The 21,043-nt window shown below is 62.7% G+C and carries 16 protein-coding genes; 4 read left to right on the forward strand and 12 right to left on the reverse strand.

From position 1 onward, the window contains the following. The first annotated feature begins 2 nt into the window (after positions 1–2). A complete protein-coding gene (locus B2J77_RS19715) occupies positions 3–434 on the forward strand; it encodes a hypothetical protein (protein ID WP_078479268.1) in 432 nt (143 codons plus the stop codon). Between the two features lie 15 nt (positions 435–449). Beyond that, a complete protein-coding gene (locus B2J77_RS19720; protein WP_027913518.1) occupies positions 450–896 on the forward strand; it encodes a hypothetical protein in 447 nt (148 codons plus the stop codon). A gap of 27 nt (positions 897–923) precedes the next feature. Here B2J77_RS19720 and B2J77_RS19725 read toward each other — a convergent pair whose 3' ends face one another. After that, the gene (locus tag B2J77_RS19725) at positions 924–1,817 is read right to left on the reverse strand and encodes a LysR family transcriptional regulator (protein WP_058602927.1); all 894 of its coding nucleotides are present in this window, start codon (positions 1,815–1,817) and stop codon (positions 924–926) included. Between the two features lie 106 nt (positions 1,818–1,923). Here B2J77_RS19725 and B2J77_RS19730 point away from each other — a divergent pair, with 106 nt between their 5' ends. After that, entirely contained in the window at positions 1,924–3,174 is a 1,251-nt protein-coding gene (locus B2J77_RS19730; protein ID WP_058638112.1) for an MFS transporter, read from the forward strand. 75 nt (positions 3,175–3,249) lie between these two features. On the opposite strand, the gene B2J77_RS19735 is transcribed toward B2J77_RS19730, so the two are convergent. The 11 genes from B2J77_RS19735 to pilM all read right to left on the reverse strand — a co-directional run bounded on the left by B2J77_RS19735 (position 3,250) and on the right by pilM (position 18,273). Then, entirely contained in the window at positions 3,250–3,600 is a 351-nt protein-coding gene (locus B2J77_RS19735) for a YgiW/YdeI family stress tolerance OB fold protein (protein WP_058602925.1), read from the reverse strand. Positions 3,601–3,730: 130 nt separating this feature from the next. After that, positions 3,731–4,795, reverse strand: coding sequence for a uroporphyrinogen decarboxylase (gene hemE / locus B2J77_RS19740; protein WP_078479269.1), 1,065 nt, complete (start codon positions 4,793–4,795; stop codon positions 3,731–3,733). 176 nt (positions 4,796–4,971) lie between these two features. Next, positions 4,972–6,390 carry an FAD-dependent oxidoreductase gene (locus B2J77_RS19745; protein WP_078479270.1) on the reverse strand — a complete coding sequence of 473 codons (1,419 nt, stop codon included), beginning with the start codon at positions 6,388–6,390 and terminating at the stop codon, positions 4,972–4,974. A gap of 121 nt (positions 6,391–6,511) precedes the next feature. Next, complete coding sequence (gltB, locus tag B2J77_RS19750; protein ID WP_078479271.1) at positions 6,512–10,957, reverse strand: glutamate synthase large subunit; 4,446 nt, start codon at positions 10,955–10,957, stop codon at positions 6,512–6,514. Positions 10,958–11,328: 371 nt separating this feature from the next. Beyond that, positions 11,329–12,921: an SPOR domain-containing protein gene (locus B2J77_RS19755; protein ID WP_058638115.1), complete on the reverse strand. Its 1,593-nt coding sequence runs from the start codon at positions 12,919–12,921 to the stop codon at positions 11,329–11,331. Positions 12,922–12,936: 15 nt separating this feature from the next. Then, complete coding sequence (aroB, locus tag B2J77_RS19760; RefSeq protein ID WP_058602920.1) at positions 12,937–14,034, reverse strand: 3-dehydroquinate synthase; 1,098 nt, start codon at positions 14,032–14,034, stop codon at positions 12,937–12,939. Between the two features lie 99 nt (positions 14,035–14,133). Next, on the reverse strand, positions 14,134–14,652 hold the full coding sequence (gene aroK, locus B2J77_RS19765) for a shikimate kinase AroK (protein ID WP_058638116.1): 519 nt from the start codon (positions 14,650–14,652) through the stop codon (positions 14,134–14,136). 4 nt (positions 14,653–14,656) lie between these two features. Continuing rightward, entirely contained in the window at positions 14,657–15,922 is a 1,266-nt protein-coding gene (locus tag B2J77_RS19770; protein ID WP_058638117.1) for a type IV pilus secretin PilQ, read from the reverse strand. After that, positions 15,846–16,862: a pilus assembly protein PilP gene (locus B2J77_RS19775; protein WP_078479272.1), complete on the reverse strand. Its 1,017-nt coding sequence runs from the start codon at positions 16,860–16,862 to the stop codon at positions 15,846–15,848. The genes B2J77_RS19770 and B2J77_RS19775 overlap by 77 nt, the downstream gene beginning before the upstream one ends. Next, a complete protein-coding gene (locus B2J77_RS19780) occupies positions 16,859–17,395 on the reverse strand; it encodes a PilN domain-containing protein (protein WP_078479273.1) in 537 nt (178 codons plus the stop codon). Before B2J77_RS19780 ends, B2J77_RS19775 begins: the two co-directional genes overlap by 4 nt. Further along, on the reverse strand, positions 17,392–18,273 hold the full coding sequence (gene pilM / locus B2J77_RS19785; protein ID WP_078479274.1) for a type IV pilus biogenesis protein PilM: 882 nt from the start codon (positions 18,271–18,273) through the stop codon (positions 17,392–17,394). The genes B2J77_RS19780 and pilM overlap by 4 nt, the downstream gene beginning before the upstream one ends. Before the next feature lie 174 nt (positions 18,274–18,447). Here pilM and B2J77_RS19790 point away from each other — a divergent pair, with 174 nt between their 5' ends. Continuing rightward, positions 18,448–20,898, forward strand: coding sequence for a penicillin-binding protein 1A (locus tag B2J77_RS19790; RefSeq protein ID WP_078479275.1), 2,451 nt, complete (start codon positions 18,448–18,450; stop codon positions 20,896–20,898). Positions 20,899–21,043 lie beyond the last annotated feature (145 nt).

Genomic DNA, 21,043 nt, shown 5'->3' on the forward strand with positions numbered 1-21,043 from the left:
GAATGTCCTCACTGCTACGCGCCGCTGCACTAGGGCTGGTACTGGCCGGCCTTGCCGGTTGTACCTCCAAGCCGGTGCTCAACCCCTCGGAACAACTGGCTGCTGCCACCCCTTACACCCAGCAGCAGGTCCAGCAGGCGATCCTCAAGGCCATCGTCGAGCGTGGCTGGACGGCCCGTTCGGTGGGCGCCTCGGTCATTCAGGCCGACATCACTGTGCGCAATACCTTCTACGCCGCCGTGGATATTCACTACAGCGCCAGCCAGTTCCGCATCGATTACCGCGATAGCCGCGAACTGGGCTATGACGACGGCAGGATCCACCGCAACTACAACCGCTGGGTCTACAACCTGGACCGCAGCATCGTGCGCCAGCTCAACGCACTGTCCGCCGATCAGCTTCTGCAACGCAGCAACGCCTCATCCAACCACTGACCAAGGAAGACCCCGATGCGCTTGAAAACCCTGACCGCCGCCACCGCCCTGCTGCTCGCTGCCCTACCCGGCCTGAGCCAGGCTCGCGACACAGCGCTGTACCTGCCGTTCGAAAAGGTGGTGCAGCAGATGCTCGCCGAGAAGAAGCTCGATGGCTCGGTCAAATTCTACCTGGCCGGCGTAAAGCCGCGCGGCAAGGTCACCGTGATCAGCCCCAACTCGGTCACCAACAAGAAAACCAACGCCTTCAACAAGAGTGACGAGGCTGCCTGTGAGTGGGCCCTGCAATCCGCGTTGCTGACCTTGCAGGACGCTGCTCGCAAGGCAAACGCCAATGCCGTGACGAACATCGCCAGCTACTACAAGCGCAACGAGCGCAAGGACGCTTCCACCTACGAATGCCACGCCGGTGCAGTGATTGCCGGTGTTGCGCTCAAGGGTGACCTGGCCCGCGTCAACTGATGACTCTCCGCGCTCACCGGGCAGGTTTCATCCCTGAACCTGCCCGGTGAGCAGCTCGGCAAATGCCTCGGCCATCGCCGACCTGCGGCACTGGCGCTGTACCAGCCAGACCGCCGAGGTGGCCTGCTCGTCCAGCAAGGTGCGGTACACCACGCCCTCGATGCGCATGCGCTGATAGGACGCCGGCAGCACCGACACCCCAAGCCCCGCCGACACCAGGCCGATGATGGTCATGGCCTCCCCTGCTTCCTGCGCGAAATGGGGACTGAAACCCGCCTGGCGCGCCAGATCCAGTAACTGCGCGTACAAACCACTGCCGTAGCTGCGTGGAAAGAAAACGAAAGGCTCGTGGGCCAGCGCTGCTAGGTGCACACCCTGCTCGGCGCCGTTGGCCAGCGCATGGGAGGCGTTGATCACTGCCACCAAGGGCTCACGAAACAGCTCGGTCGCAACCAGGCCGTCGGCCAGCGGCATGGGTCGCATCAGCCCCACTTCGATGGACTCGTCGAACACGCCCTGCGCCACTTCGCGGCTGCTCATTTCCATGAGGTTCAGGTGCACGGCAGGGAAGCGCTGCCGGAACGCATGAATCGCCTTGGGAATTTTCGATGTGAACGGGGCCGAGGATGTGAAGCCGATCTTCATTTCACCCAGTTCGCCCAACTGTGCGCGGCGGGCGACATCGGCGGCCTTTTCGACCTGCGCCAACACCTGACGAGCCTCTTCCAGAAACAGTCGCCCGGCCTCGCTGAGCTCGACACGGCGGTTGGTCCGTTCGAACAGCCGCGCACCGAGTTCCTGCTCGAGCGCAAGGATCTGTTGGCTAAGTGGAGGCTGCGAGATGCCCAGTTGCTGGGCTGCCCGGCCGAAGTGCAACTCTTCGGCAACCGCGACGAAATAGCGTAAGTGGCGCAGCTCCATCACCCACCCCATAGGTCGTGAAACGTCTCAATTAGGTCGAACAATATATTGGACCTAATTATTAGCCAGCTATATGATTTTTTCACTGCCTCTGAGGTACTTGCCCGTGAAAACCGCTGTAGCCCTCGTATCGACCCAACCCGAACCCGAGCCTGTGACCTCGCACGACGCCTGGATCGAAAAGGGCACCCCGGCGTTCATGAGAACGGTCCTGGCGCTGTTCAGCGGCGGCTTCGCCACCTTTGCCCTGCTCTACTGTGTACAACCGATGATGCCCTTGCTGTCGAAGGAATTCGGCATCAACGCTGCACAGAGCAGCCTGGTGCTTTCGGTCTCGACTGGCATGCTGGCGCTTGGGCTGCTGGTCACGGGCCCGATCTCTGACCGCATCGGCCGCAAGCCAGTGATGGTGGCGGCCCTGGGCTGCGCGGCCTTGTCCACGATAGCCAGCGCGCTGATGCCGACCTGGGAACTGGTCCTGGCAACTCGGGCCTTGGTCGGGTTGTCGTTGAGCGGGCTGGCGGCCGTGGCCATGACCTACCTTAGTGAAGAGATCCACCCACAGCACATTGGCCTGGCCATGGGCCTGTACATCGGCGGCAATGCCATCGGCGGCATGTGCGGGCGCCTGATCACGGGCGTGCTGATCGATTTCGTCAGCTGGCACGCGGCATTGCTCACCTTGGGAAGCCTGGCACTGCTGGCGGCCATCGTGTTCTGGAAGGCATTGCCCGAGTCGCGCAACTTCCAGCCTCAGACCCTGAACCCACGCACGTTGGTCAACGGGTTCCTCATGCACTTCAAGGACGCCGGCCTGCCCTGGCTGTTTCTCGAAGCCTTCCTGCTCATGGGCGCTTTCGTCACGCTGTTCAACTACATCGGCTACCGCTTGCTGGCCGAGCCTTATCACATGAATCAAGCCCTGGTGGGTTTGCTGTCGGTCGTCTACCTGTCTGGCATCTACAGTTCGGCCCAGGTGGGCGCTCTGGCTGACAGGCTGGGACGGCGCAAGGTGTTCTGGGCCAGCATCGTGGTCATGGGCGGCGGCTTGCTCATGACCCTGACCCAGCCGCTGTCGCTGATCATCCTGGGCATGCTTGTCTTCACCTTCGGCTTCTTCGGGGCCCACTCGGTGGCCAGCAGCTGGATCGGGCGACGAGCGCTCACAGCCAAGGGGCAGGCCTCCTCGCTGTACCTGTTCTGTTACTACGCCGGTTCAAGCGTGGCGGGCACGGCTGGCGGGGTGTTCTGGCACCATTGGGGCTGGAACGGCATCGGCCTGTTCATTGGATGCTTGCTGGCGGTGGCCCTGATGGTGGCGTTGCGCCTGAGCACCTTGGCGCCGAAGGCCGCCTGAAGGCAGGGGAACGCGGCAACACAGGCAGGCTCGCAGTGGATCCGCCGCGAGCCTGCCTGCGACAGGATCACTGGATCAGTTGATGATCTCGACCCGGTCCACGTCCACCTCGCGGCTCATCAAGTGTTTTTCGACTTCGCCGATCAGCTTGACCTTGGTCTTGTCATTGAAGGGTGTGGGCGGCAGGTCCTCGTCATCGATCTCGACCGTAATGGTGCCGGTGCTGTCCTTGAATTCGTATTTGTCATCGTTGTCGAGCTTGCGGGTCACGTAGCCCTGCAAGACCACCGGCGTATCGTCTGCGGCCTCGCTGGCAGCGGCCACGGTGGCAATCGACTGCGCACCAGGGCCGGTGTAGCCGCCTGACGCCAGTGCAGCGGTGCTGAACAAGGGGGCAAGGATCAGGGCAAGGTAGCGTGCTTTCATGGGAGCGGGTCCTATCTCTGTTGGAGTAGGACCAGCCTAGCGAGCACCGCTGAATTGAAACTTAATGCGACAATCTCGCTGCACTCAGCCCCGGCCGGGCTACGCAGCGTCATGCGCTGTCACAAGCGGCTCACAGGTGATACTGCGCCGACAGCTCGTGCACGGCGTTGATGAAAGCGCCCGCGTGTTCAGGATCGACCTCCGGCGTGATGCCGTGGCCCAAGTTGAACACATGGCCGCTGCCGTGGCCGTAGCTGGCCAGGATGCGTGCCACTTCCGCACGAATGGCCTGCGGCCGGGCATACAGGACGGTCGGGTCCATGTTGCCCTGCAAGGCGACCTTGTCACCCACCCGGCGACGGGCATCGCCGATGTCGCAGGTCCAGTCCAGCCCCAATGCATCGGCCCCGGCATCGGCAATGCTTTCCAGCCACAGGCCGCCGTTCTTGGTGAACAGGATCACCGGCACCTTGCGCCCGTCGTGTTCGCGAATCAGGCCGCTGACGATCTTGCGCATATAGGCCAGGGAGAACTCCTGATAGGCCGCCGACGACAGGTTGCCGCCCCAGGTGTCGAAGATCTGCACGGCCTGGGCACCGGCCAGGATCTGCCCATTGAGGTAGCTGGTCACCGACTGCGCCAGTTTGTCCAGCAACAGGTGCAGTGCCTGCGGATTGTCATAGGCCATGGCCTTGGTTTTGCGAAAATCCTTGGAGGAGCCGCCTTCGACCATGTAGGTGGCCAGGGTCCAGGGGCTGCCGGAGAAGCCGATCAGCGGCACGCGGCCGTTGAGTTCGCGGCGGATGGTACTGACCGCGTCCATCACATAGCCCAGGTCTTTCTGCGCGTCGGGAACAGGCAGCGCCTCGATGTCGGCCGGGGTGCTGACCACCTTCCTGAAACGCGGGCCTTCACCGGTTTCGAAATACAGGCCAAGGCCCATGGCGTCCGGGATGGTGAGGATGTCCGAGAACAGGATCGCCGCATCCAGCGGGTAACGGTCCAGCGGCTGCAGGGTCACTTCGCAGGCGAACTGCGGGTTCTTGCACAGGCTCATGAAGTCGCCGGCCTTGGCGCGGCTGGCGCGGTACTCCGGAAGGTAGCGGCCGGCCTGGCGCATCATCCAGACCGGGGTCACGTCAACGGGTTGCTTGAGCAGAGCACGCAGGAAACGGTCGTTCTTCAGGGCAGTCATGTCGGCATCCGGAAAAATAGTGGGGGCATTTTCTCAGACACCGACACAAAAGGCACGGTCGGGGCCATGCGTTTTGTTTTTTGCGTGCTTCAGGTCAAGCATTCCCGGGCAGGTCTGGCGCTTGTCCCTGGCAAGTGAGGCCGCCCAGCGACCCCACGTGACCTGCCAGGGCGCGCTTAGACTTCCAGGTAGTCCAGGATGCCTTCGGCTGCGGTGCGCCCTTCGAAGATCGCGGTCACGACCAGGTCCGACCCGCGCACCATGTCGCCACCGGCGAACACTTTCGGGTTGCTGGTCTGATGCTTGAACCTGCTCTTCTCCGGCGCCACCACACGGCCCTGGCTGTCGAGCTGGATATCGTGCTGCTCGAACCAAGGGGCAGGGCTGGGGCGGAAGCCGAACGCGATCACCACCGCATCGGCCGGCAGGATCTCTTCGGAGCCTGGGATCGGCTCCGGGCTGCGGCGCCCACGCGCATCAGGCTCGCCCAGACGCGTCTCGACCACCTTCACCCCCTCGACCTTGTCCTCACCGACAATGGCGATGGGCTGGCGGTTGTAGAGGAACTTGACCCCCTCTTCCTTGGCGTTCTTCACTTCCTTGCGCGAACCCGGCATGTTGGCTTCGTCGCGGCGGTAGGCACAGGTCACGGACTGGGCACCCTGGCGGATCGAGGTGCGGTTGCAGTCCATGGCCGTGTCACCACCACCCAGGACCACGACTTTCTTACCCTTCATGTCGACGAAATCTTCAGGCGACTTCTCGAAACCCAGGTTGCGGTTGACGTTGGCGATCAGGAAATCCAGAGCATCGTGCACCCCTGGCAGGTCCTCGCCAGGGAAGCCGCCTTTCATGTAGGTATAGGTGCCCATGCCCATGAAGACTGCGTCGTACTCAGCCAGCAACTGCTCCATGGTCACGTCCGTGCCCACGTTGGTGTTGAGGCGGAACTCGATACCCATGCCGGTGAAGACTTCGCGGCGATTGCTGAGCACGCTTTTCTCGAGCTTGAACTCAGGAATGCCGAAGGTCAGCAAGCCGCCGATTTCCGGGTTCTTGTCGAACACCACGGGCGTCACGCCGGCGCGCACCAGTACGTCTGCGCAGCCCAGGCCAGCCGGGCCGGCACCGATGATGGCCACGCGCTTGCCGGTTGGTTTGACCTTGGACATGTCCGGGCGCCAGCCCATGGCGAAGGCCGTGTCAGTGATGTACTTTTCCACCGAGCCGATGGTCACGGCGCCGAAACCGTCGTTCAGGGTGCAGGCACCTTCGCACAGACGGTCTTGTGGGCATACGCGCCCACAGACTTCGGGCAAGGTGTTGGTCTGGTGCGACAGCTCGGCGGCCGCCAGGATGTTGCCCTCGGACACCAGCTTCAACCAGTTGGGAATGAAGTTGTGCACGGGGCACTTCCACTCGCAATACGGGTTACCGCAGCCCAGGCAACGGTGCGCCTGTTCCACGGACTGCTGCGGCTTGAAGGGTTCGTAGATTTCCACGAACTCTTTCTTGCGCTGGCGCAGCAATTTTTTCTTCGGGTCCTTGCGGCCCACTTCGATGAACTGGAAGTCGTTGTTCAGACGTTCAGCCATTTTTCAAAACCTCTTAACAGCAGCCGCACGCTACACGCTGCAAGCCGCAAGACGATCACTTGAGCCGGGCAAACCCTGGGCTGCTCGGTTCGAGCGCCCAGGGTTGGTCACGTGCAGCTGTTTACTGCGGGTTGGCGCGGGTGCTGGACAGCAGTTGCTTGAGGTTGGCGGCCTTGGGCTTGACCAACCAGAAACGTCGTACGTAGTCGTCCAGGTTTTCGGAGAGCTCACGCCCCCACTCACTGCCGGTTTCATCCACATACTCGGCAAGAACCCGCGCCAGGTGACTGCGGTAAGCCTCCATCGCTTCACCACTGATGCGCTGGATTTCCACCAGTTCGTGGTTGAGCTTGTCGACGAAGCTGTTGTCCATGTCGAGCACGTAGGCGAAACCGCCCGTCATGCCAGAGCCGAAGTTGTAACCGGTCTTGCCCAGGACGCAGACGAAGCCGCCGGTCATGTACTCACAGCAGTGATCACCAGTGCCCTCTACCACGGCGTGGGCACCAGAGTTGCGTACAGCGAAGCGCTCGCCCGCCGTACCGGCAGCGAACAACCTGCCACCGGTGGCGCCGTACAGGCAGGTGTTGCCGACGATTGCGCTGTGCTGGGTTTCGAACGGGCTGCCGGCCGGCGGCACGATGGTGACCTTGCCACCGGTCATGCCCTTGCCGACGTAGTCGTTGGCGTCACCCTCAAGGTACAGGTTCAGGCCGCCGGCGTTCCAGACGCCGAAGCTCTGGCCTGCAGTGCCTTTGAAACGGAACGTGATCGGCGCACCGGCCATGCCCTGGTTGCCATACAACCGGGCGATTTCACCAGAGACACGCGCACCGATGGAACGGTCGCAGTTGCAGATGTCGAGCGCGAACTCGCCACCGGCCTGGTCACGCACAGCCGGCATGGCCATTTCGACCATCTTCTCGGCAAGCTCGCCCTTGTCGAAGGGCGGGTTTCTGTCCACCTCGCAGAACTGCGGCTTGTCGGCCGCAATGTGCGAGCTGCCCAACAGCGGGGTCAGGTCCAGGTGGTGCTGGCGCTCGGTGTCGCCCGGCAGTACCTCAAGCAGGTCGGTGCGCCCGATCAGCTCGCCAAGGCTGCGCACGCCAAGCCTTGCCAGCCACTCTCGGGTTTCCTCAGCCACGAAGGTAAAGAAGTTGACGACCATGTCGACCGTGCCGATGTAGTGATCCTTGCGCAGCTTGTCGTTCTGGGTCGCCACGCCGGTCGCGCAGTTGTTCAGGTGGCAGATACGCAGGTACTTGCAGCCCAGCGCGATCATTGGGGCGGTGCCGAAGCCGAAGCTTTCAGCACCCAGGATGGCAGCCTTGATGACGTCCAGGCCGGTCTTGAGGCCGCCGTCAGTCTGTACCCGGACCTTGCCGCGCAAATCGTTGCCGCGCAGTGTCTGGTGAGTCTCGGCAAGGCCCAGTTCCCACGGCGCGCCCGCATACTTGATCGAGGTCAGTGGCGATGCGCCCGTGCCGCCGTCGTAGCCCGAGATGGTGATGAGGTCGGCATAGGCCTTGGCCACGCCAGCGGCGATGGTACCGACACCCGCCTCGGCCACCAGCTTGACCGAAACCAGCGCCTGCGGATTGACCTGCTTGAGGTCATAGATCAGCTGCGCCAGGTCTTCGATCGAGTAGATGTCGTGGTGCGGTGGGGGCGAGATCAGCGTCACGCCCGGTACGGCATAGCGCAGCTTGGCGATCAGGCCGTTGACCTTGCCGCCGGGCAGCTGGCCGCCCTCGCCGGGTTTGGCGCCCTGGGCCACCTTGATCTGCAACACTTCGGCATTGACCAGGTATTCAGGGGTCACGCCAAAGCGGCCGGTCGCCACCTGCTTGATCTTGGAACTCTTGAGGGTGCCGTAGCGGGCTGGGTCTTCTCCGCCTTCACCGGAGTTGGAACGCGCGCCCAGGCGATTCATCGCCTCGGCCAAGGCTTCGTGAGCCTCTGGAGACAGCGCACCCAGCGAGATACCGGCAGAATCGAAGCGCTTGAGGATGGCGTCGAGCGGCTCGATCTGCTCCAGCGGCAACGGCTGGTCGGCCACCTTGACCTTCAACAGATCGCGAATCATCGAGACCGGACGCTGGTCGACCAGCGTGGTGTACTCCTTGAACTTGGCGAAGTCGCCCTGCTGCACGGCGGCTTGCAGGGTGTTGACCACGTCGGGGTTGTAGGCATGGTATTCGCCACCGTGGACGAACTTCAGCAAGCCACCCTGCTGAATCGGCTTGCGCACGCTCCAGGCCTCGGCAGCCAACAGCTTCTGGTCACTTTCCAGATCGACGAAGCGCGCACCCTTGATACGGCTCGACACACCCTTGAAGCTCAACCCGACCACTTCTTCGGCAAGGCCAATGGCTTCGAACAACTGGGCGCCCCGGTAGGAGGCGACCGTGGAGATGCCCATTTTCGACAGGATCTTGAGCAGACCTTTGGAGATGCCCTTGCGGTAGTACTTGAAGACCTCGTCCAGATCGCCTAGCACTTCGCCCGTGCGGATCAGGTCGGCCAGCACTTCATAGGCCAGGTACGGGTACACAGCCGAGGCCCCGAAGCCCAGCAGCACGGCGAAGTGGTGCGGGTCGCGGGCGGTGGCGGTTTCCACCAGGATGTTGCTGTCGCAACGCAGGCCTTGCTCGGTCAAGCGGTGATGCACTGCACCTACGGCCAGCGAAGCATGCACCGGCAGCTTGCCGGGTGCGATGTGGCGGTCGCTGAGCACCAGTTGCGTCTTGCCCGCGCGCACGGCCTCTTCGGCCTGGTCGGCGATGTTGCGGATAGCCGCTTCCAGCCCGACGGCCTCTTCGTAGTTCAGATCGATCAACTGACGCTCGAAGCCGTCACGCTCCAGATTCATCAGCGAGCGCCACTTGGCCGGCGAAATGACGGGCGAGCTCAGGATGACGCGTGAGGCATGCTCCGGCGACTCCTGGAAAATGTTGCGCTCGGCGCCCAGGCAGATCTCCAGCGACATCACGATCGCTTCACGCAGTGGGTCGATCGGGGGGTTGGTGACCTGGGCGAACTGCTGGCGGAAGAAATCGTACGGCGAGCGCACGCGCTGCGACAGCACGGCCATCGGCGTGTCGTCACCCATCGAGCCGACCGCCTCCTGGCCCTGTTCACCCAAGGGGCGCAGCACCTGGTCACGTTCCTCGAAGGTAACCTGGAACATCTTCATGTACTGCTTGAGCTGGTCAGCGTCGTAGCTGGCCACACCCTGGTCGTCGGTCAGGGTCGCCTGGATCCGCGTGGCGTGCTGACGCAGCCAGCGCTTGTACGGGTGACGAGACTTGAGACGGTCATCGATGGCATCGGTGTCGAGGATCTGCCCGGTCTCGGTGTCCACCGCCAGGATCTGCCCAGGCCCGACGCGGCCCTTGGCCAGTACTTCATCAGGCTGATAGCCCCACACCCCGATTTCCGAGGCAATGGTGATGTAGCCGTTGGTGGTGGTGACCCAGCGCGCCGGGCGCAGCCCATTGCGATCGAGCAGGCATACCGCGTGGCGGCCTTCGGTCATCACGATGCCGGCCGGGCCGTCCCATGGCTCCATGTGCATGGAGTTGTATTCATAGAAGGCGCGCAGGTCGGCGTCCATGGTCTCGACGTTCTGCCAGGCTGGCGGCACCAGCATGCGCACGCCACGGAACAGGTCAATACCGCCGGTCACCATCAGTTCGAGCATGTTGTCCATGCTCGAGGAGTCTGAGCCGACGCGATTGACCAGCGGGCCAAGCTCTTCAAGATCGGGGATCTGGTCATTGGCGAATTTGGTACGCCGAGCCATGGCCCAGTTGCGGTTACCCGTGATGGTATTGATCTCGCCGTTATGGGCGAGGAAGCGGAAGGGCTGCGCCAGCGGCCACTTCGGCAGGGTGTTGGTGGAGAAGCGCTGGTGGAACACGCAGATCGCGGTTTGCAGGCGCTCGTCGCTCAGGTCCGGGTAGAACGCAGCCAGGTCCCGCGGCATCATCAAGCCTTTGTAGATGATGGTCTTGTGCGAGAAGCTGCAAATGTAGTGGTCGGCGTCATGGGCATTGGCTACCGACGAACGGCGACGGGCGCTGAACAGCTTGATGGCCAGTTCCTGATCGCTCAGGCCGTCGCCACCGATGAACACCTGCTCGATCTGCGGCAAGCGCTCCAGGGCCAGGCGGCCCAGCACGCTGGTGTCGATCGGCACCTTGCGCCAGCCCACCAGCTGCAGGCCGGCCGCACGGATTTCACGGTCCATGTTGGCGCGAGCCGCTTCTGCCTTTATCGGGTCCTGGTTGAAGAACACCATGCCAACGGCGTACTGCCTGGGCAGTTCGACGGCAAAATGTTCCTGGGCCATGGCACGCAGGAACTGATCGGGCTTCTGCATCAACAGCCCGCAACCGTCGCCGGTCTTGCCGTCGGCGTTGATACCGCCGCGGTGCGTCATGCAGGTCAACGCCTGCATGGCGGTTTGCAGAAGGTGGTGGCTGGGCTCGCCCGTCATATGGGCGATCAGGCCGAAACCACAGTTGTCCTTGAATTCTTCGGGATGGTACAGACCTGTTTTCATAGACACATTCTCACCAGGTTCACCCCTCAACGGAGGCAAATCTCTTTTTTAACAACCACTTACCATCCACGCCGATCAAACGCCAGCTTTTTTGCGGTGGCCATGGAAAACCATTGTTGCACAGCGACAGCGACACTCACAAATTTTCATGTCTCACCATTGAAAATTTATGTCGCATTTTTGAATGTATTGATGCCGCCAACCAGGTGGCGACTTCACTGGACTCTGAAGCGATTCAGCCAGAGCTGCGTGGGTGGCTTGTGGCCGACAGCCCGGGACAGAAAAGCCTGCCGCGCTTGGGCGCAGCAGGCTAGACGAAAACCAGAATTCGCTTGGCTACAGGGCAGCGGGGTGATGCTGCCCGGAAGGTATCAGCGGGCCGAAGCCAGCTCTTGTTGGACGCTGGCGACAGTACGTGGCCAAGGTTTACCAGCCTGGACCTTCGCTGGCAAGTTCTTGATGGCGGCCACCGCTGCATCGCGGTTGGCGAAGTTGCCGTAGGTGACCACGTACAGCGGCTTGCCCTGCAGGGACTTGCGGAAGTAGCGATAGTCGCCACCTTGGGCTTTCACAAAGGCCTGGGCCGACGCTTCGGAGCTGGTCCCCAGAATTTGCACTACATAGTTGCCTGGCTTCTGGCCGGTGTACCAGGCGCTGTTGCCGCTGCCACCTGACGCTGATTTTTCAGCAGGTTTCTCGGCAGCCTTGGGCGCGGGCTTGGCCACCGCCACCTGGGTACGTGCAGGCTCAGGCTTGGCCGGCGAGGTCTGCTTGGGCTGTTGCGTGACCGCCGGCTTGGCCGTGGAGGTAACCGGCTGGGCAGGCGCCGGAGCTGGGCCAGCAGACACACCTTGTGGCGGTGCGATGGTGGTGACCGTGGGTGGCGGATTGCCCGGTTGCAGCGCTGTATCACCCGCCGGGCTGCCCTCTTCGCCCTCGCCCATGCCTGCTGCCTGGGCCAACGGTTCACGCATCACCGGTTGCGACTGCCCGCCCAACGGCAGGGGCTTGGGCTGGGACGAGCCGGAGAACTCGATTGCCGCGCTGGAATTGCCGTCGCCAAGGGGCAACTGGGCTTGGGCTGCGGGTGCATCTTCAGGGGCCTTGTCGCCCTTGCGGGGCATCAACACCGCCGCGGCCACGGCGACGACGACCACGGCGGATAGCGCGAGTACGTGTTTTTTAGGCATCTTGAACCCCATGGCTGGTCGCTTTGCCGTCGTGCGGCTGGCGATCATGGCTTCGATCAGAGTGTCACGGGCAACCTGGTTGATAGTGCCAGGCCACCCATCGGCATTTTCATGGATATCGGCGATCTGCTCCCGGCTGAACACCTCGATACCCCGGCCAGCACCCACCAGGCGCTGTTCGAGGTACTCGCGGGTTTCATCCTCGCTGTACGGCGCAAGTTCGATGATGTGGAAGCGTTCTTCCTCGATGTTCAACTCATCGAGCCCTGCGATCAGCGATGGCTCACCGAACAGGAAGACATGCGGACGCCCTTCGGGAACGCCTGCCGCCAGTTCCAGCAACGCTTGGAGTGCCGACTCGTCCAGTTGTTCCGCATCGTCCACCAGCAGATACACTTCCTGGCCAGTCAGGGCCAGTTGCACCATCTTGGACAGGATGCTCTGCACCTGCGGCTCGGCCACATCCAGGTATTGCGCGATCTGGCCGAGAATACTGGCAGCATCGCCGGCACTGCGGGCCGACACCACGACGCTCTGCACCGACTGCTTGTTGGTGCTGGCCGCCAGCGCCTGGCGCAGCAGGGTCTTGCCGCTGCCCAGAGGCCCGGTGACCACCAGCATCAGGTGGCTGTAGCGGGCCAGGTGGTGCAGCTGTGCCAGGACCGGCTTGCGCTGGGCGGGGAAGAACTTGAAGCCCGGTACGCGTGGTGCGAACGGGTCGTGGCTCAGTTGGTAATGGTCGAGAAAGGCCTCATCGGCGTGCAAACTGGTCATTGCGCTGTCACAACCTCAAAGCTGGGCCACGATCGCGCGGTAATCCGCCGACAGCGTGGCCTGAAGAATCTCATTGGGATAGTCGTCGGTGACCACGGCCTCGCCTAGCTGGCGCAGCAGCACCAAGCGCAGACGGCCGTCCAGCACCTTCTTGTCGACCGCCATGTGTTCCATGAAATGCGCCGGGGTCATTTCCTGTGGGGGCACAACCGGCAAGCCTGCTTCCAGCAGCAAGCCGATGCCGCGGTCACGTTCGGCCTGGGTGATCCAGCCCAGCCGCATGGACATCTCCAGCGCCATGGCCGTACCTGCTGCCACGGCTTCGCCATGCAGCCAGACGCCATAGCCCATATGGGTTTCGATGGCGTGGCCGAAGGTATGGCCAAGATTGAGCGTGGCCCGAACACCCGACTCGCGCTCGTCAGCCCCTACGACGGCTGCCTTGGCCGCGCACGAGCGACGGATGGCTTCGGTCAACGCTACTGGGTCAAGACTGCGCAGCGCCGGCATATTTTCTTCGAGCCAGGCCATGAAAGGCTTGTCACAGATCAAGCCGTATTTGATGACTTCGGCCAACCCGGCAGACAGCTCACGCGCTGGCAACGTCCCGAGCGTCGTGGTGTCGATCACCACGGCGTTTGGCTGGTAGAAGGCGCCGACCATGTTCTTGCCCAGCGGGTGATTGATGCCGGTCTTGCCGCCGACCGACGAATCCACCTGCGACAGCAGGGTGGTGGGCACCTGGATGAAATCCACACCGCGCTGGTAGCACGCTGCGGCAAAACCGGCCATGTCGCCGATCACGCCGCCACCGAGCGCCACGACAGTGGTGCGCCGATCGTGGCGGGCCGTCAGCAGGCCATCGAAGATCAGCTGCAACGTTTCCCAGTTCTTGTGGGCCTCACCGTCAGGCAGTACCACCGGCAGTACGCTGTAAGCCCCCAATGTCTTGCTCAGACGTTCCAGATAGAGCGGCGCCACAGTTTCATTGGAAACGATGGCAACCTGACGGCCCGCGATATGCGGCGTCAGCCACTCAGGCTGGTCAAGCAGGCCTTCGCCAATGTAGATCGGGTAGCTGCGCTCGCCCAGGTCGACCTTCAGTGTCTGCATGTATCCCCACAATGAGCTGGTGCACGGCGCCTTTGGCAGGCAAGCCACGCGGTATCGTTGAACCTCGCCTTGGCGCAGGAGGCCGAGAATAGTCCCGGGCTAACGGGGCGGCAACTGCTGCAGGCGCTCGAGAATGTCGATCACTACCATCCGCGGTGGCCGCTCGTCGGTTTGCACCACCAGATCGGCAATTTCACGGTAAAGCGGGTCTCGGGTTTCGAGCAAGGCGCGCAGGGTCGCCTCCGGGTTGGCGGTACGCAGCAATGGCCGGTTGCGATCCCGAGCGGTGCGGCCAACCTGCTGCTCGACCGAGGCATGCAGGTAGATCACCCGGCCGCCCTGGTGCAGCACGCGGCGATTGGCCTCGCGCATGACAGCCCCGCCGCCTGTGGCAACGACCACGCCATCGAGGCTGCATAACTCGGCGATCATGGCCTGCTCGCGGTCACGGAAACCCGGCTCGCCTTCCTTGTCGAAGATCCACGGGATGTTGGCACCGCACCTCAGTTCGATTTCCTTGTCGGAATCCCTGAATGGCAGGCGCAGCTCTTTGGCCAATAGGCGCCCGATGGTGCTTTTACCAGCACCCATGGGCCCCACAAGTATCAAATTTCGCACAGAATCAACGACTCACAGCAATCGTCTGGTCACTCATGATACGCGGAGTCAGGAAGACCAGCAGCTCGGATTTTTTCTCTTGTAGTACATCGCGTCGAAACAGCCGTCCAACATACGGCAGATCGCCAAGAAATGGCACCTTGTCCACCACATTGTTTTGCGTGGTCGAGTAGACGCCTCCGATCACGATCGTCTGTCCGTTCTCGACCCTGACCTTGGCATTGACCTCGTTCTTGCGAATGGGCGGGACGTCATTCAGGGCATTGACATAGTCAGGTTCGTCCTTGGTCACTCTCACGGTCATGACGACACTGTCATCGGGCGTGATCTGCGGCGTTACTTCCAGTGAAAGCGAAGCCTCGCGAAACGACACAGTCGTCGCGCCGTTCTTGTTGGACTGCTGGTAAGGCACCTCGGTACCTTTGAGTATCCGCGCCGTCTCCTTGTCAGCGGTCACTACCTTGGGCTGCGAGATGATCTCCCCCTCACCGCTCTTTTCCATGGCGCTGAGCTCAAGATCAAGGAGCACGTCGCCGCGCAACAGACCAACGCCAAGGCTGCTGCCGCCCCGCTCGACGCCCAGGTCTACAAACAGGTCCTTGCCCGGTCTTAGTTCGTTGCTGTACAGGTCGCCGCCCCATCGCACCCCCAGGCCTTTCTGGTAGTCGACATTGGCCTCCACGATACGGGCTTCGATCGCGACCTGACGCACGGGCACATCCAACTGGGCGATCAGTTGCCGAATCTCGGCAAGTCGATTCGCCGGCTGGTGGACAACCAGCGTGTTGGTACGCTCATCCACACCCAGGCTGCCCCTGCCGGCAAGGATGCCGTCCTCAGACAGGCTCGCCAACAACAGCTCGGACAAATCTGCGGCCTTGGCATAGTGGATACGCATCAGTTCTCGACGCATGGGCTGTTGTTGCACGTCGAGTGAATTTGCGGTGCCCTCGAACGACTGCGCGTTCAGGGTCGAAAGCGGTGCGATCAGCAGTACATTGCCTTCCTGGCGTCGACCCAGGCCCTTGCTGCGCAATACCAGGTCGATCGCTTGATCCCAGGGGACATCTTCCAGCCGCAAGGTGACGCTCCCTTGGACGTCGTCGCTGGCGACCAGGTTGATACCGGCATGGTCGGCAAGCACCTGCAGCACGGCGCGTACCTCGACATCCTGAAAATTCAGTGACAGCCGTTCACCCTGGTAGGGGGCGGCCATTGCCGTCAACGGCAACAGCAGGGTTGCGAGTAGCCATTTCCATGTCTTGCTCATCCAGGATCAGGGCCTCCTTGCCCGCAGGTGTTGCCATAGAGATAAACGCAACGCGCTCGTGCCATGCACCGTCCATGAACCAGTGTTCGCGAATTTCCACCTGACCCGGATCGATATGCGCAACGACCCCTTGATCGCGCCCGACCCGGTCACCCAGGCTTACCCGATGAACCCTACCGGCTGCTATCAACAGCGCTTCGTGAGCCTGCGCCCGCGACAGACTACCAACCATGCGCACCTGCGACAGCGGCACGCTTGCCAGCCCGCGATCAGGCAGTTGGTCCTGCTGCGGCCTGAATGGGTCGACGTGCGGTGCCGCCACGGGCATGCGTGCCGGCAGCTGGGCCAATGCCTGTGCCGGCAGCGTTGGGACGGTTGCCTGGAAGGCATCGACCTGCAGCCGCAGTTGCACCATGCCAGGCTGCCCGGTGACAGGTTCCAGGCTCATGTCGCCAGTGCGCAGCAGCCGAGCCTGGCCAAGCCACTCGAACAACCATTGCCGCACGCCGGCATACTCGCCTTTGACCCGCAGTTCCAGCGGCACCTGTTGGTAATCACCGTGGGTTTGCGCCTCTTGCACCCGCAGCAGCTCGATGAGCAAGCCGTGGGCGCGGCCCAACGCCGCGATGTGATCCACCAGATCGCTCATGTCTTGGCCGGCGGCCATGCTCCACAGGGCCACCTGCAGGCGTTGCTCGGCCTCAGCCACCGCGGCGCGCAGACTGTCGAGCCCCGCGCGCTCTGCATTCAAGGCCGATTGCCGCTCATCCAGCGCCTGGGCCCTGGCCTGCTCCCGGTCCATTTGCTGCAGTGCCGCGGGCAGGCGTATTGCGCAGCCCAAGATGAACAGGCAACAGGCAAGCAGCACCGGCGCCAGGCTCTTGGCCCGCGCGGACTGCCCGAACGCCGCCGCTCGCTCAAAGACCGTCTGCAGTTTCATGACCAGGACGCAGCGACGCGTGCCGTCAGCAGGAACTGATCGGCACGGGGCAGGCTTTTGATCTGCTTAAGTTGCAGGTCGATCAACATGCCCGAGCGATCCAGGTCCCGCATGAATTGGGCGATCACGGCGCCAGAGGGAGCCAGGCCCGTTATCTGCAAGTGTCTGTCTTCAAATTGCAGGCCCAACAACTGCACAGTGGTTGGCAGGGCGCGCTCAAGGTCCGTGAACAACCCCTCCAGAATGCGCTGCTCAGCGCGCAGCGTCTCAAACCGGGAAAGCTGGCTCGACGACGTGGCGTGCTGGTCCTGCAGCTGTGCCCTAGACGCTGCCGGCTCACCCAGGGCCGTCAATTCAGCCGCTCGCTGCTTGTTATCGGCCGCCTGCAAGTGGGCCCGTTGACGCGCCAACTGATCGACCGTCGTCACGGCGCACAGGGCCGCCAATGCGCTTGCCAATAGCTGGTTGCGAAAGCGCCGAATGGCCGCTTGCCGCTGCCGCTCGCGCCAAGGAAGCAGGTTGAACCGGATCATGCCCGCAACCCTCCTGCCGCCAGCGTGCTGGCAAGCAGCATGGGGCCGCCGAGACATTCGAGCCCGCCGGGTGCAGGTAACGGCCGGCAATGTACGTTGAGCCTTTCGCTCATCGCTTGCAGGTGCCGATGGGTCATGCAGTCGCCGCTTGACACCCACAGGTCGGCCGGCAGGCCCTGCGACACGAGCGCCGCAGCAACCTGCTCTGACAACTCACCCGACCGCATGGGTTCAGTCGCCGTCCACTCCCATCGCTGGCAGACGCCCTTGGGTTGCCAGCGATGCAGCACGATGTTTTGCCGATCAATCCGCAACAAGGCTGCCTGATCCGAAAATGCAGACGGTAACAGGCGGGTAAGGGCGACCGTGTCGACCTCCACGGCCTCGAGTTGTAGCCCCGCTTGCGTCACCATCGATTGCACCAGTGCCAGCGTGCTTTGCCGGCAAGCCGCCACCATCACGTCGATACTGTTGGGCTCATCAAGGCTGGGGCCCAGTACATGAAAATCCATGGCCAGGTCATCCAGTGCAAAAGGCAGTAGCCGCTCGGCTTCGGCGAGCAATTGCGCTTCGATCTGTTCCTCACAAGCCTGAAGCGGCAGGCAGGTCGGCTTGCAGATCACCTGGTCGGCTGGCAGCGCCATGGCCACTCGATGCTGGCGTAGACCGTGACGTTCGAAGGCGCGCCGCAGCGCAGCTGCGGCATGTGCTGGCTGGGCCATCCAGGTGGTGGCCGCTGGCTGTCGGTAGGATTCCTGTGTCTGGCACAGCACCTCAAAGCCCCGCTTGCGTTTGCGCAACTGAACCACCCGCACCGCATTCTCGACGATTTCAATCCCTGTAAATGAACCGGCATCCCTGCTAAAGCGTCCAAGCATCGCGGCCTCCCTGCGCTCGATACCCCCTGGGGCGTTCCCTGAATCCGGCCGCCGCCAGACGACGAGCAGCCCGGGCGGTAACCCCGGCGTGGCGAAAAATGCTTATAATGCCCGGCGTTTTCCGGCCCGCCGGGCCTGCGTGCAATCCATTCACAACCTGGACACCGAAAAGCCTTGATACGTCTGCTTAAGTTCTTCTGGTGGTCTTCCGTCGCAGCCATCTGCGCGCTCGTACTCGGTGTGAGCGGTGCGTTTCTGTATCTTAGCCCCAACCTGCCTTCGGTCGATTCGCTCAGAAGCATCCAGTTGCAGATCCCCCTCAAGGTGTTCAGCAGCGACGGTAAGCTGATCGCCGAATTTGGCGAAATGCGCCGTTCCCCGATCCGCTTCTCGGAGATTCCGCCACAGTTCATTCAGGCACTTCTGTCCGCCGAGGACGACAATTTCCTCAACCACTATGGCGTCGACCCCAGCAGCCTGATGCGCGCGGCCACACAGCTGGTCAAGACCGGCCATATCCAGACCGGTGGCAGCACTATCACCATGCAGGTGGCGAAGAACTTCTTCCTGACCAGCGAACGCAGTTTCTCGCGCAAGACCAACGAGATTCTGCTGGCACTGCAGATCGAGCGCGAGCTGACCAAGGACGAAATTCTCGAGCTGTACGTGAACAAGATCTACTTGGGCAACCGCGCGTACGGCATCGATGCCGCCGCCCAGGTTTACTACGGCAAGTCGATCCGTGACGTGAGCCTGGCGCAGATGGCGATGATCGCGGGCCTGCCCAAGGCGCCGTCACGCTTCAACCCGCTGGCCAACCCGGTCCGCGCCAAGGAGCGCCGTGACTGGATCCTGGGCCGCATGTACAAGCTCGGCAAGATCGACGAGGCAAGCTACCAGGCCGCCCTGGCCGAACCGCTGAACGCCCGCTATCACGTGCCCACGCCGGAGGTGAATGCGCCCTTCGTCGCCGAAATGGCCCGCGCCGAGATGGTCGGCCGCTACGGCAGCGACGCCTACACCGAAGGCTTGCGCGTGACCACCACTGTACCCAGCGACACCCAGGAAATCGCCAACAAGGCGGTGCTCAAGGGGTTGACCGACTACGATCAGCGCCATGGCTACCGCGGCCCCGAGGCCCGATTCCCTGGGCGCACCGTGGCGGCCTGGACCCACGAACTGGCCAGGCAGCGCACACTGGGTGGACTGGAACCGGCCATCGTTACCCGCGTCGAGAAGACCGGCCTTCAGGTGCTGACCCGCAACGGCAAGGAACAGACCGTGGCCTGGGACACCATGAAGTGGGCACGTCCGTTCATCAACACCAATGCCCAGGGCCGTGCGCCTCAGTCGCCGGCAGACGTTGCCCAAGTGGGCGACCTGGTGCGCCTGCAACGCCTGGATGACGGGTCATTGAAATTCAGCCAGGTGCCTAGTGCACAGAGCGCACTCGTCACCCTGGACCCGACCAGCGGCGCCATCCGTGCACTGGTCGGCGGCTTCTCGTTCGAGCAGAGCAACTATAACCGTGCCATGCAGGCCAAGCGCCAGCCTGGTTCGAGTTTCAAGCCCTTCATCTACAGCGCAGCGCTCGACAGCGGCTACACCGCTTCCAGCCTGGTCAACGACGCGCCGATCGTGTTCGTCGACGAGTCGGTGGACAAGGTCTGGCGCCCCAAGAACGACACCAATACGTTCCTCGGCCCGATTCGCATGCGCGAAGCCCTGTACAAGTCACGTAACCTGGTTTCGATCCGGCTGCTGCAGGCCATGGGCATCGACCGCACCATCGACTACATCGCCAAGTTCGGTTTCAACAAGCAGGACCTGCCCCGTAACCTATCGCTGGCACTGGGTACCGCCACCCTGACGCCGATGGAAATCGCCACCGGCTGGAGTACGTTCGCCAATGGCGGCTACAAAATCTCGCCCTACCTCATCGACCGTATCGAGAGCCGCAATGGCGAGACGCTGTTCACGGCCAACCCGCCACGCGTTCCCCAGGGTTCGGAAGACAACGCCGGGCTGGCCGCTCCCGAGCAGCCCATCAGCACTGGGCAGGTTCCTGGTGAGCCCGCCGGCTCGTTCGATCAGACACCCGCACCCCAAGCCCCGGCAGTGGCCGAGCGCATTATCGACGGCCGTACCACCTACATCCTCACCAGCATGCTGCAGGACGTCATCAAACGCGGTACGGGCCGCCGAGCGCTGGCACTGGGACGCACCGACCTGGCAGGCAAGACCGGTACCACCAACGAATCCAAGGATGCCTGGTTCTCTGGCTACAACGCCGACTACGTGACCACGGTATGGGTTGGTTTCGATCAGCCCGAAACCCTGGGTCGTCGGGAATACGGTGGCACTGCCGCACTGCCGATCTGGATGGGCTTCATGGGCCCTGCCTTGCAAGGCCGGCCGGAGCACCCGCCTGCGCAGCCTGAAGGCATCCTGAGCCTGCGGGTCGATCCGGTCAGTGGCCGTGCTGCCTCGGCAAGTACGCCCAATGCCTATTTCGAGCTGTTCAAGGCGGAGGACTCTCCACCCTCGGTGGATGAACTGGGTAACGGGACTGCACCGGGTAGCCCGCTTCCAGCCGATGAAACAACGCCCATGGATCTCTTCTGATATCCAACCGGCACCCTGACAGGGCTGCAACGCGGCCCTGGCATTACGGCGCGATGCCGGCGATTTTCCGCGAACCCTTCGTTTGTCCAGCCATGAAAAAACCCGGCAGTCATGGCTTGATGCTGTCTTGATATCGTTGGGGCCG

Origin of the sequence: Pseudomonas parafulva, from assembly GCF_002021815.1 — a bacterium.
In the GTDB taxonomy this organism is placed as follows: domain Bacteria; phylum Pseudomonadota; class Gammaproteobacteria; order Pseudomonadales; family Pseudomonadaceae; genus Aquipseudomonas; species Aquipseudomonas parafulva_B.